This is a genomic window from Streptomyces lienomycini (assembly GCF_027947595.1).
GTDB classification, from domain to species: domain Bacteria; phylum Actinomycetota; class Actinomycetes; order Streptomycetales; family Streptomycetaceae; genus Streptomyces; species Streptomyces lienomycini.
The window spans coordinates 7,851,656-7,863,969 of record NZ_CP116257.1; the positions used below are offsets into that span (position 1 = coordinate 7,851,656).

Annotated in this window: 14 protein-coding genes; 5 read left to right on the forward strand and 9 right to left on the reverse strand. The window is 68.1% G+C overall.

The window, feature by feature from the left end; translation table 11 throughout:
• Positions 1-106 precede the first annotated feature (106 nt).
• The 5 genes from BJ961_RS35870 (at position 107) to trxA (ending at position 5,001) form a co-directional block, all read left to right on the forward strand.
• Entirely contained in the window at positions 107-1,825 is a 1,719-nt protein-coding gene (locus BJ961_RS35870; protein WP_271416913.1) for a protein kinase family protein, read from the forward strand.
• 33 nt (positions 1,826-1,858) lie between these two features.
• Positions 1,859-2,584 (forward strand): RNA polymerase sigma factor SigM, encoded by a 726-nt coding sequence (gene sigM / locus BJ961_RS35875; RefSeq protein ID WP_271416914.1) that lies wholly within the window; start codon positions 1,859-1,861, stop codon positions 2,582-2,584.
• Positions 2,585-2,601: 17 nt separating this feature from the next.
• On the forward strand, positions 2,602-3,480 hold the full coding sequence (locus tag BJ961_RS35880; protein WP_271417274.1) for an anti-sigma factor family protein: 879 nt from the start codon (positions 2,602-2,604) through the stop codon (positions 3,478-3,480).
• 181 nt (positions 3,481-3,661) lie between these two features.
• Positions 3,662-4,630: a thioredoxin-disulfide reductase gene (gene trxB, locus BJ961_RS35885; protein WP_271416915.1), complete on the forward strand. Its 969-nt coding sequence runs from the start codon at positions 3,662-3,664 to the stop codon at positions 4,628-4,630.
• 38 nt (positions 4,631-4,668) lie between these two features.
• Positions 4,669-5,001: a thioredoxin gene (trxA, locus tag BJ961_RS35890; RefSeq protein ID WP_003975042.1), complete on the forward strand. Its 333-nt coding sequence runs from the start codon at positions 4,669-4,671 to the stop codon at positions 4,999-5,001.
• 53 nt (positions 5,002-5,054) lie between these two features.
• Here trxA and BJ961_RS35895 read toward each other — a convergent pair whose 3' ends face one another.
• The 9 genes from BJ961_RS35895 to rpmH all read right to left on the reverse strand — a co-directional run bounded on the left by BJ961_RS35895 (position 5,055) and on the right by rpmH (position 12,036).
• Positions 5,055-5,672, reverse strand: coding sequence for a GNAT family N-acetyltransferase (locus tag BJ961_RS35895; protein WP_271416916.1), 618 nt, complete (start codon positions 5,670-5,672; stop codon positions 5,055-5,057).
• Positions 5,673-6,001: 329 nt separating this feature from the next.
• Positions 6,002-7,102, reverse strand: a complete 1,101-nt coding sequence (locus BJ961_RS35900) for a ParB/RepB/Spo0J family partition protein (RefSeq protein ID WP_271416917.1) — start codon at positions 7,100-7,102, stop codon at positions 6,002-6,004.
• Positions 7,099-8,172, reverse strand: a complete 1,074-nt coding sequence (locus BJ961_RS35905) for a ParA family protein (protein WP_271417275.1) — start codon at positions 8,170-8,172, stop codon at positions 7,099-7,101. Before BJ961_RS35905 ends, BJ961_RS35900 begins: the two co-directional genes overlap by 4 nt.
• Before the next feature lie 303 nt (positions 8,173-8,475).
• Positions 8,476-9,195: a 16S rRNA (guanine(527)-N(7))-methyltransferase RsmG gene (gene rsmG, locus BJ961_RS35910; protein ID WP_271416918.1), complete on the reverse strand. Its 720-nt coding sequence runs from the start codon at positions 9,193-9,195 to the stop codon at positions 8,476-8,478.
• A 124-nt stretch (positions 9,196-9,319) separates the two neighbouring features.
• Positions 9,320-9,832: a Jag family protein gene (locus tag BJ961_RS35915; protein WP_271416919.1), complete on the reverse strand. Its 513-nt coding sequence runs from the start codon at positions 9,830-9,832 to the stop codon at positions 9,320-9,322.
• Positions 9,833-9,847: 15 nt separating this feature from the next.
• The gene (gene yidC / locus BJ961_RS35920) at positions 9,848-11,131 is read right to left on the reverse strand and encodes a membrane protein insertase YidC (protein WP_271416920.1); all 1,284 of its coding nucleotides are present in this window, start codon (positions 11,129-11,131) and stop codon (positions 9,848-9,850) included.
• Between the two features lie 3 nt (positions 11,132-11,134).
• Positions 11,135-11,509 carry a membrane protein insertion efficiency factor YidD gene (gene yidD, locus BJ961_RS35925; protein ID WP_271416921.1) on the reverse strand — a complete coding sequence of 125 codons (375 nt, stop codon included), beginning with the start codon at positions 11,507-11,509 and terminating at the stop codon, positions 11,135-11,137.
• Positions 11,506-11,877, reverse strand: coding sequence for a ribonuclease P protein component (rnpA, locus tag BJ961_RS35930; RefSeq protein ID WP_271416922.1), 372 nt, complete (start codon positions 11,875-11,877; stop codon positions 11,506-11,508). The genes yidD and rnpA overlap by 4 nt, the downstream gene beginning before the upstream one ends.
• A gap of 21 nt (positions 11,878-11,898) precedes the next feature.
• Positions 11,899-12,036: a 50S ribosomal protein L34 gene (gene rpmH, locus BJ961_RS35935; protein ID WP_003975051.1), complete on the reverse strand. Its 138-nt coding sequence runs from the start codon at positions 12,034-12,036 to the stop codon at positions 11,899-11,901.
• Between the last annotated feature and the right edge of the window lie 278 nt (positions 12,037-12,314).

The following is a 12,314-nucleotide window of genomic DNA, read 5'->3' on the forward strand; positions in this document are numbered from 1 at the left end:
TGTGTGTCGTGCATAGCGGCGGACTGTGGGCACAATTGGGTTCGGCGTCGGACTGCGCGCATCGGGAGTCGGCCGGCGTGCATCGAATGGGGAGGCAGGAACGACGGTGGCGGAACGGAGCACAGCTGCCGTCGACGTGGCAGACAACAGCGGTGATGAGCCGCTGACCGCACAGGCGGACCAGTCCACGGCCGACGGGGTGGCCAACAACCGGGAGCGGGACACGGACAGCGACGAGGCACAGGGGAACCACGCGAGCGAGGAAGCCGGCAAGACCTCGCCTCCCGAACTGCACAGCGGGCACAAGCTCGCCAGACGCTACCGCCTCGAGGAGTGCGTCACCCGTCTGGACGGCTTCAGCAGTTGGCGGGCCGTCGACGAGAAGCTGCGCCGCGCCGTCGGGGTCCACCTCCTCCCTGCGGACCACACACGCGCCCGTTCCGTGCTGGCTGCGGCCCGCTCCTCCGCCCTGCTCGGCGATCCCCGCTTCGTCCAGGTACTGGATGCCGTCGAGGACGACGACCTCGTCTACGTCGTGCACGAGTGGCTCCCCGACGCCACCGAGCTGACCGCCCTCCTCGCCTCCGGCCCGCTGGAGGTGTACGACGCCTACCAGATGGTCAGTCAGGTCGCCTCGGCCATGGCGGCCGCCCACCGCGAGGGCCTCGCCCATCTGCGTCTGAGTCCCAACGCGGTGCTGCGCACGTCGACGGGCCAGTGGCGCATCCGCGGCCTGGCCGTCAACGCGGCCCTGCGCGGCATCAGTTCCGAGACCCCCCAGCGCACCGACACCGAGGCGGTCGGCGCCCTCCTGTACGCCACGCTCACCCAGCGCTGGCCGTACGAGAGCGACGCGCACGGTCTGACCGGCCTGCCCAAGGACATCGGGCTGATCCCGCCGGACCAGGTGCGGGCGGGTGTCCACCGCGGCCTGTCCGAACTGGCCATGCGCGCGCTCGCCAATGACGGCGCCACCGCTTCGCGTCACGAGTCCCCGTGCACCACGCCGGAGGAACTGGTGAAGGCGATCGGCGAGATGCCCCGCATCCGCCCGCCGGAGCCGGCGTACACGGCTCCGCCCGCGTACCAGCGGACCGCCTTCCAGCAGGGCGCGTACGGCCGTCCGGCGGCGCACCCCGGTGCCACCCAGCCGGTGCCGACGCCGCCGCCCCCGCTGCAGAGCCGTACCGGCAAGGCGCTCAAGTGGGGTGTCTCGGCCCTGCTGATCGCCGCGCTCGGCCTCGGTAGCTGGCAGCTCGCGGACGCCCTCATGGAGCGGGGCGGCAAGACCGACGACCAGAACCAGACCCAGACGACGGACGGCAACGACAAGAACGACGAGCGGACCAGGCCGGTCGAACCGATCAGTGTCCAGGGGGCCCAGGAGTACGTGGCCAGTGGTTCGGCCCAGGCACCGCAGGACGTGGCCAACACCTACGACGGCGACGCCTCCACCTTCTGGCGGACGAAGAAGTACAACGAAGGCCCGAAGCTCGCTCCGTACAAGCCCGGAGTCGGCATCGTCTACGACCTCGGTTCGCCGCAGGACGTCTCCACGGCGTCGATAGGGCTCCGGTACACCGGCGACCACACGACCGTGCACTTCTACGCCACCGACTCGCTGTCGCCCTCGGCAGGAGTCGACGGCATGAAGGAAATCGCTTCCTCCACCACGACCGGCACCTCCCTCACGGCCAAGGCGTCGAAGGCCGTGAAGACGCGGTACGTGCTGCTGTGGATGACCGACGTGCCGAACGCTCCTTCCGACGGCTACAGCGGCGCCGGCTACAAGCAGGCGATCACCGACGTGACGTTCAAGGGCTGAGGGGCCGGCCGACCGGGGAGAAGGGGTGGAGGCATGGCGGATGACACCGCATACGGCGGTATCGGCGACCAGGACCTCCTCGCCCGGCACGTCGAGGGCGATCCCGACGCCTTCGGTGAACTCGTGCGCCGTCACCGCGACCGTCTCTGGGCAGTGGCCCTGCGGACACTGGGGGACCGCGAGGAAGCCGCCGATGCCGTCCAGGACGCCCTCGTCTCCGCCTACCGGGCCGCCCACACCTTCCGCGGACAGGCAGCCGTCACGACCTGGCTGCACCGGATCACGGTGAACGCCTGCCTGGACCGCGCCCGCAAGGCGGCGTCACGCAAGACCGCGCCCGTCGACGACACCGAGCGCCTGGAGCAGCTCCTGGAGCCGCACGAGTCGGCCTCCGCGCCCGCCGAACGCAACGACCTGCACCGCCAGCTGCTGGAGGCGCTGGGCACCCTGCCGGCCGACCAGCGGGCCGCTCTCGTCCTGGTGGACATGCAGGGCTACCCCGTCGCGGAGGCGGCTCGCATCCTCGACGTACCGACCGGGACGATCAAGAGCCGGTGCGCGCGGGGCAGAGCGAGGCTGCTGCCACTCCTCACTCACCTCCGGCCCGACGGCCGAGAGGAGAAGACGAAACCGGGCGCGGAGCGGAACCGGACGCAGGGGGCGTCCGTCCCACCCGCAGCGGGACCGCGTCTTCCGGGACCGCCGGACGCAGGGTCGAGTGATTCAGCCGCAGTGAAGGGCGGAGGTGGACGAGCGTGACGTCGTCGACGACAGACATGACCGGGCACCCGGACGTCGCGGAAATCTCGGACCTCGCCGAAGGAATCCTCCCGACCACACGGACCACCGACATACGACGGCACCTGGAGAGCTGCGAGCTCTGCGCGGAGGTCTACGCGTCGTTGGAGGAGATCCAAGGACTGCTCGGCGGCCTGCCGGAACCGGTGCGCATGCCGGCCGACGTGGCCGCCCGCATCGACACCGCCCTGGCGGCCGAGGCCCACCGGGGAGCCCCCGGACCCGCATCTTCGGAAGCCGCGTCCGACAGCGACCATGCTCGCGTTTCACGTGAAACATCGGCGTCGGCGGACCGGCCGGCCGGGCACGCCCGTATCTCCTCCACCGGCCCGGGCCGAAGGGAACGCCGTCGATTCGGGCGGCGCAGGGCCGCTGTACTGGGCACCGTGGCCGCCGCTGCCGCCCTCGGACTCGGCTCGGTCATCGTGTCCTCCCTGACCGGGGGATCCACTGACGACACCGCGCAGGAGCAGCAGACCGCACTCGCCGACACCCTCTCCGAGGGGAAGCTGAAGGACAAGGTCACCGCCCTCATCGCGGAGGACAGTGAACAGGGCGGCTCCCGTACTCCACGCAGCTTCGGCATGGAATCGGAGAACGGTAACGGGACCGCCGAGAACCATGTGTTCAAGCAGCCGACCGTCCCCGAGTGCGTACAGAGGGGAATCGGTCGCGACGACGCGGCCCTCGCCACGGAGGAGGGCGTCTACAAGGGCAGGGAAGCACTGCTGGTGGTCCTGCCCGACGTCACCAATGACACCCGGGTCACCGCCTACATCGTCGATTCGGCGTGCGTGGAGCAGCCCGCGGTCGGCAAGGCCGAGATTCTCCTGAAGCACTCCTACTCGCGTTCGTAGAGGTCAGGCTCCTCCTCTCAGCGCTCGTCGCAACCCCCTTGTCACTCGCCCCCGCCCCGTCGTCCGTGTGCCCGGGCACAGCGGGAATGCGCGCCCCGTAGGATCCGTTAGGTGGGGTGAGAGTTCCGAGTGCAGCTCCACCCGGCCCCGAAGACGCAGTCCAGAGACGAGGAATGAAGCCGTGAGCGACGTCCGAAACGTGATCATCATCGGCTCCGGGCCCGCCGGCTACACGGCGGCGCTCTACACCGCACGCGCCTCGCTGAAGCCGCTGGTGTTCGAAGGTGCCGTCACCGCGGGCGGAGCGCTGATGAACACCACCGAGGTGGAGAACTTCCCCGGCTTCCAGGACGGCGTCATGGGCCCCGAGCTCATGGACAACATGCGCGCCCAGGCGGAGCGCTTCGGTGCGGAGCTGATCCCCGACGATGTCGTCGCTGTCGACCTCACCGGTGAGATCAAGACCGTCACCGACACCGCGGGCACGGTCCACCAGGCCAAGGCTGTCATCGTCACCACGGGTTCCCAGCACCGCAAGCTCGGCCTCCCGAACGAGGACGCTCTCTCCGGCCGCGGCGTCTCCTGGTGTGCGACCTGCGACGGCTTCTTCTTCAAGGACCAGGACATCGCCGTGATCGGCGGTGGGGACACCGCGATGGAGGAGGCCACGTTCCTCTCCCGCTTCGCGAAGTCCGTGACGATCGTCCACCGCCGGGACACCCTGCGCGCCTCCAAGGCGATGCAGGAGCGCGCCTTCGCCGACCCCAAGATCACGTTTGTCTGGGACAGCGAGGTCGCGGAGGTCCAGGGTGAGCAGAAGCTGGCGGGGCTGAAGCTGCGCAACGTCAAGACCGGCGAGCTCTCGGACCTGCCGGTGACCGGCCTGTTCATCGCGATCGGCCACGATCCGCGCACCGAGCTCTTCAAGGGCCAGCTCGATCTGGACCCGGAGGGCTACCTGAAGGTCGACTCGCCGTCGACCCGCACCAACCTGACGGGTGTCTTCGGCGCCGGTGATGTGGTGGACCACACCTACCGCCAGGCGATCACCGCCGCGGGCACCGGCTGTTCCGCCGCTCTCGATGCCGAGCGCTTCCTCGCCGCCCTCAGCGACGAGGACAAGGCGGAGCCCGAGAAGACGACCGTCTGATCCCCATCCCCTCGCACCAACCAGTTAAGGAGCCCGCCGTGGCCGGCACCCTGAAGCATGTGACCGACGACTCGTTCGAGCAGGATGTCCTCAAGAACGACAAGCCCGTCCTGGTGGACTTCTGGGCCGCCTGGTGCGGTCCGTGCCGCCAGATCGCGCCGTCGCTCGAGGCGATCGCGGCCGAGTACGGCGACAAGATCGAGATCGTCAAGCTGAACATCGACGAGAACCCGGGTACGGCTGCCAAGTACGGCGTCATGTCCATCCCGACCCTGAACGTCTACCAGGGCGGCGAGGTCGCCAAGACCATCGTCGGTGCCAAGCCGAAGGCCGCGATCGTTCGCGACCTTGAGGACTTCATCGCCGACTGACGTTTCACGTGAAACACGAAGGGGCCGACCCACCGCGGGTCGGCCCCTTCGCTTTACAACGGGCGCAACACGGGTTCCTTCTGGACAGCTCCCAGAAGGCGGTCCAACGCCATCTCCACGTCTTCCTTCCAGGACAGCGTGGATCGAAGGTCCAGCCGCAGCCGCGGATGTCGAGGATGCGGCCGCACCGTCTTGAAGCCCACTGCCAGCAGATGGTCCGCCGGCAGCACGCAGGCGGGTTCCTTCCAGCGAGCATCACCGAACGCTTCGATGGCCTTGAAGCCCCGGCGCAGCAAATCCTTGGCCACCGTCTGCACCATCACCCGGCCCACCCCCTGGCCCTGGTACCCCGGCACCACGAACGCGGTCATCAACTGCACCGCGTCAGGCGATACCGGACTGGTGGGGAAGGCCGTCGAGCGCGGGACGTAAGCAGGGGGCGCGTAGAGGACGAAGCCCACCGGTATGTCATCGACATAGACCACCCGGCCGCACGACCCCCAGTCCAACAGGACGGCGGAGATCCAGGACTCCTTCTCCAGGGCCGGCGTGCCCGCCTTTACCGCGGCCTCGCCACTGACGGGGTCCAGTTCCCAGAAGACGCACGAGCGACAGCGCTGGGGAAGGTCCTGAAGGTTGTCCAGCGTGAGCGGTACGAGCCGGCGGCCCATGAAGGCTGTTCCTCGCTTCCTTCGCCTGCCGCGTCGCGGGCGGCTGTCAGAGCGCTCCGTTCCCTGAGCAGGCTGCCGAGGAACCCACCGACCGCGCCCAGCCCCAAGCCCGCGCCCACCAGTTCGGTACGGCTCATCGTTCGCATGGCCCCTGCCTTCCTCCCAGAGGTACTGCCAGGTGACAACGCCATCCCGATCGCATCGTATCGACGATGCGGTGACCTCGACACCGGCGCAGAGCAAAGGGCGGGCCGTGTTCCGGTATGCACCGGACACGGCCCGCCCTCGATGGAGAGGGAGCACCACCAGGCGCTCCCTCCCTCCAGACATCAGGCCTCGGCGTCTTCGTCCTCGTCGTCCAGGAGGCCCTTCTGCAGGACGGGCCCCTCGCCGGGAGCGAGACTTCCGAGAATGCGCTCAAGGTCCTCCATGGAGGCGAACTCCACGGTGATCTTGCCCTTCTTCTGTCCCAGGTCGACCTTCACGCGCGTCTCGAAGCGGTCCGAGAGGCGCGTCGCCAGGTCCGAGAGCGCCGGGGAAACCAGGGCGCCGGCTCGCGGTCCCTTGGCTCGCTGCGGCTTCTGCGGTCGGGAACCCATGAGGGTCACGATCTCTTCGACCGATCGCACCGAGAGCCCTTCGGCCACGATGCGGTGGGCCAGCCGGTCCTGCTCCTCCGGGTCATCGACAGACAGCAGTGCTCGCGCATGCCCCGCGGAGAGCACACCTGCGGCCACCCGGTTCTGAACCTTCGGGGAGAGCTTCAGCAGACGCAGTGTGTTGGAGACCTGCGGGCGGGAGCGACCGATACGGTCCGCCAGCTGATCATGCGTGCAGTCGAAGTCCTTCAGCAGCTGGTCGTAGGCGAAGGCCTCTTCCAGCGGGTTCAGCTGGGCACGGTGGAGATTCTCCAGCAGCGCGTCCAGGAGGAGCTTCTCGTCCTCCGTCGCCCGCACGATCGCCGGGATCGCATCCAGCTCCAGCTCCCGACAGGCACGGAAGCGGCGCTCACCCATAATGAGCTCGTAGCGCCCCGGCTCCGTCGGCCGGACAACAACCGGCTGGAGAAGGCCGACCTCCCTGATGGAGGTGACGAGCTCCGCCAGTGCGTCGTCGTCGAAGTCCTTGCGCGGTTGCTTCGGGTTCGGTGTGATGGCGTCGAGAGGAATCTCGGCGAAGTGCGCCCCCATGGGGGGCCGAAGCGCCTCGGCACCGCTGGGGGTGATCGGCTCCCCTGTTTCACGTGAAACACGCGACAGGGTGGCCACCTTCGCCGCCGCCACTCCGCGCTCGTTCGGCAGCAGAGGCATCGCCCCCGGGGCCGTGGAAACCGCACCGCCCAAAGCCGCCGAGGCGACCGACTTCTCAGTCGGGGCGTTGGGGATCAGTGCGCCCAGACCTCGGCCCAACCCCCTCCGTCGCTCACTCACTGGATCCCCTCCACCATGTTCGGGTCATTCTGAGCGCCGAGGTGAGCGTGGGTGCCGTCGTAGTTGAGGCCCACACCCTTCAGCGCGATCTCCCGGGCCGCCTCCAGATAGGAGAGGGCTCCGCTCGATCCTGGATCGTAGGTCAGTACCGTCTGCCCGTAGCTCGGGGCTTCGGAGATACGGACCGAGCGGGGAATGCTCGTCCGCAGTACCTCCTCACCGAAGTGGCTGCGCACCTCGTCCGCCACCTGTGACGCGAGGCGCGTCCGGCCGTCGTACATGGTGAGGAGGATCGTCGACACGTGCAGTGTGGGGTTGAGATGCCCCCGAACCAGGTCGACGTTGCGCAACAGCTGTCCGAGACCCTCCAGCGCGTAGTACTCGCACTGGATCGGGATCAGCACCTCCTGACCCGCGACGAGTGCGTTCACCGTCAGCAGGCCGAGGGAGGGAGGGCAGTCGATGAGGATGTAGTCCAGCGGCTGCTCGTACGCCGTGATCGCCCGCTGGAGCCGACTCTCGCGGGCGACCAGGGAGACCAGTTCGATCTCCGCACCGGCGAGATCGATCGTGGCGGGCGCGCAGAACAGGCCCTCGACATCCGGGACCGGCTGGACCACTTCCGAGAGCGGTCGGCTCTCGACCAGTACGTCGTAGATGGAGGGCACATCGGCGTGATGGTCGATTCCCAGCGCGGTGGAGGCGTTGCCCTGCGGGTCCAGGTCGACGACCAGGACTCTGGCACCGTGCAGGGCGAGTGACGCGGCAAGATTGACGGTCGTCGTCGTCTTACCCACACCACCCTTCTGATTCGCCACGACCATGACCCGGGTCTGCTCCGGCCGCGGGAGTCCCTCGCCGGCGCGGCCCAGAGCCTCCACTGCCAGTTGGGCAGCACGACCGATCGGTGTGTCGTCCATCGGCGGCGGTGTTTCACGTGAAACATCCGCCCCCATCGACTCGGTACGGGGGCCGGGGACCGGATCGGTCATCGGTCCCGCGATATTGGCGTCGGACCGCAAGGATTCACTCTCCTCGACTTCAGGCTCGCAATGAACAGAGCCTCCCATGCCTTCGGGGTCATGAACCAGTGAGGCCTGCTCTTCTGTGGAGAAATCCACCTCTGTGGACAACTCCATGCCCTCTCTGAGTGCCCCGAGAGGCTTTCGGTCGTGGGGGTCGGCCGCGGCGCGGCCGCGACTGATGATGCCGTGCAGCAGTGAGCGACGTTTCACGTGAAACACGATGCACAGCCACAGATGCCGAACTGCCGCGACACTCCGGCATGCGCGGGTACGGCAGCTTGTGTGGAGTACGACGGCAGCACCAGAACGGACTCGCCCCGACAACGGCCGCCGCCACCGGCAGTGACGCTATCCGCGACGCCGCCGCGTCCGGCCCGTCCGGGCGGCCTTCGCCCGCTTGGCGGCAAAACGCACACCGCCCGGGCTCTCACCGACCTCGACCCGCACCACGGTGGACATGGGATCGACTACGCCCTCACCGACGTGAAGGATCGACGTCTCCTCCGCACCGAGCTTGCTCAGCGCCGCAGTGGCGGCCTTCAGCTCCTCCTCGGCCGTGTCGCCCTTGAGGGCGAGCATCTCCCCGTACGGGCGCAGCAGCGGGATCCCCCAGGCGGCGAGGCGGTCCAGCGGAGCGACGGCACGGGCCGTCACGACATGAACCGGAGGCAGCTTGCCCATGACCTCCTCGGCACGCCCACGCACAACGGTGACATGGTCCAGGCCGAGCAGTTCCACGACCTCGGTCAAGAAGTTGGTACGGCGCAGCAGTGGCTCCAGGAGGGTGATCTTCAGGTCCTCCCGTACCAGCGCCAGCGGGATCCCGGGCAGACCGGCGCCCGAACCTACGTCGCAGACGGTCACTCCCTCGGGGACGACCTCCGAGAGCACCGCGCAGTTCAGCAGGTGCCGCTCCCAGAGGCGCGGCACTTCACGCGGACCGATCAGACCGCGCTTCACCCCCGCCTCGGCAAGGAGTTCCGCGTAGCGGACCGCGTCCGCGTAGCGATCACCGAATACGTCGCGTGCCTGCTCGGGTACAGGGGGAAGCTCCGCTGCCTCCGACACGGGGACCGTCCTTCCGTACGGCGCCGGCGTCGAGGACACCGGTGCCAGAACCACCAGAACTATCAGGCTGACAAAATTCGGCCCCGCCTGCGCAACAGACGGGGCCGGAGAACGAGAGAACCGATCAGGCGGGAAGCACGACGACGAAGCGCTCCGGCTCCTCGCCCTCGGACTCACTCCGCAGGCCTGCGGCCTTGACCGCGTCATGGACGACCTTGCGCTCGAAGGGCGTCATCGGCTTCATGCGCACGGACTCGCCGCTGCTCTTGACCTCGGCCGCGGCCTTGGCGCCCAGCTCGGACAGCTCGGCACGCTTGTCGGACCGGTAACCCGCGATGTCGAGCATCAGCCGGCTGCGGTCACCCGTCTCCCGGTGCACGGCCAGGCGCGTGAGCTCCTGCAGGGCCTCCAGCACCTCGCCGTCCCGGCCGACCAGCTTCTGCAGGTCCCGGCCGTTCGTGTCGCTGATGATCGAGACGGAGGCGCGGTCGGCCTCCACGTCCATGTCGATGTCGCCGTCGAGGTCGGCGATGTCGAGCAGACCCTCCAGGTAGTCCGCGGCGATCTCGCCTTCCTGCTCGAGGCGGGTCAGGGTGTCTGCGCCCTCGGCAGCGGCGGAGGTGGTGCCTTCCGTCACGGGATGGACTCCTTCTTACTTCTTCGACGGGGACTTGGGCCGCTGCGGGCCCTTGCGCTGTCCGGACTGGGCCTTGCTGCGGCCGCCGCCGGACTTCTGAGCCGGCTTCTTGGCGGCAGGGGCGGCAGGCTGGTTGTCCGGCTTGTCGTCCTGCGGCTCGTCCGGCTTGGTCAGCGACGTCTTCGGCTCGGCCTCACCGGCGGTCTTGGACTGGCGCTGCGACTTGCTCTGTCGCTTGGGCTGCTGGCGCTTGGGCGTGGCCGTGGTCGTCACGGTCGAGCCGTCCGCACTCTGCTCGGCGACGGCGGCGTCGTTCTTCACCACGTTGCCGTCGGTCTGGGCGGCCATGCCCGCCTTGTTCAGGCCGTTGATGAACTTCCGCTCGGCCTCGTTGCGGTCCCGGCCCTTGGCGACGATGGCCTTCACGATGGCCTTCTGGCCGCGGCCGCGCGTCCCACCGCTCTCGGTGACGCTCTTGTGCAGCCGCTCCAGGTAGGAGGCCTGCGCCTTGGAGCCGGGCGTCGGGTTGTTGCGGATGACGTACATCTGCTGACCCATGGTCCACACGTTCGTGGTCAGCCAGTAGACGAGGACACCGACGGGGAAGTTGATGCCGAACACGGCGAACATGACCGGGAAGACGTACATCAGCATCTTCTGCTGCTGCATGAACGGCGTCTTCACCGAGGTGTCGACGTTCTTGGTCATCAGCTGGCGCTGGGTGAAGAACTGCGACGCCGACATCAGCACGATCATGATCGCGGTGACGACCCGCACGTCCGTCAGCGAGGCACCGAGGGCCTCCACCTTCGAGGAGCCGTCGGTGAACTTCGCCGCCAGCGGGGCACCGACGATGTGAGCCTTCTGCGCGCTCTCCAGCAGGCTCTTGTTGATCACGCCGATGGTGTCGCCCGACGCGATGGCGTTGAGCACGTGGTACAGGGCGAAGAAGAACGGGGACTGCGCCAGGATGGGAAGGCACGAGGAGAGCGGGTTGGTACCCGTCTCCTTGTACAGCTTCATCATCTCTTCGGACTGACGCTGCTTGTCGTTCTTGTAGCGCTCCTGGATCTTCTTCATCTCCGGCTGGAGCGTCTGCATCCCACGCGTCGCCTTGATCTGCTTCACGAAGAGCGGGATCAGGCAGATACGGATCAGGATCACCAGGGACACGATGGACAGGCCCCAGGCCCATCCGGTGTCAGGTCCGAAGATCGCCCCGTACACCGTGTGGAACTGGACGATGACCCAGGAGACGGGCCAGGTGATGAAGCTGAAGAGGCTGGCAATCGTGTCCACTAATCATGCTCCTTGGGCATGGGGCGGGGTCTCTGCGGCCGGGCTCGAAGGACGGGACGGACTCGTGGGAGCAGTCTGTCCTTCGGTGGCCGGTTCGGCGGCGGAGGGCCCGCCCTTGCGTGCACGCCACGCGTCACGCAGCATTTCGTGCCACCGCGGACGCTTGCGCGGCGGAACATGGTCCACGCCGCCCAGCGACCACGGATTGCAGCGCAGGATGCGCCACGCGGTGAGCGCCGTGCCCTTGATGGCACCGTGCCGGTCGATGGCCGTGTAGCCGTAGTGGGAACACGACGGGTAGTACTTGCACACCGGCCCCAGCAGCGGACTGATCGTCCACTGGTAGAGCTTGATCAGAGCCAGCAGCGGGTACTTCATCGCGCGCCCCCTCCCAGTAGCCGCGCCAGGGCGGCGTCCAGGTCTCGGGCCAGCTGTGCATGGTCGGCGTCACCCGCACCGGGCAGCGCTCGTACGACTACCAGGCTACCGGGGGGCAACAGGTCGATCCGGTCGCGCATCAGATGGCGAAGCCTGCGCTTCACCTTGTTGCGCACCACCGCGACACCCACGGCTTTGCTCACGACGAAACCCGCACGTGTCGGGGGAGCGCTCTCCCCAGGCGCGTGCGGGTCCGTGGCACCGCTTCGAAGGTGGACGACGAGGGCCGGGCGGCCGGCCCGGCGACCTCGTCGTACCGCGGTCGCGAAGTCCTCGCGCCGCCTCAGCCGGTTGTCGGTGGGCAGCACGATGTCATGACCTGACCGGGATCAGGCGGACAGACGGGCGCGACCCTTGCTGCGGCGGGTCGCGAGAATCGCGCGGCCGGCACGGGTACGCATACGCAGCCGGAAACCGTGGGTCTTCGCGCGGCGACGGTTGTTCGGCTGGAAGGTGCGCTTGCTCACTCGGGGGCTCCAGAAAGAATCGGGGTTGGCGGGGTGCCGTCCTGGCTGTCACCGTGCGCCCACGAGTAGCTCGCGTTACGCCCGAGTGCACCGCTTTTCTCGGTCACCTTGGACGTGACCTGTGCCCATCGGAGGCAGGCGGCAGCAGCCATCGACAACTCGACCTCGTCACGGTACGTGGGACTGCGCCATTCGGTCAAACCAACGATGACCGGGAGACACTTGTCCACAGGCTGGGGACAACAACTTGAACCCTACCCGTCGCGCTGACTACCGTG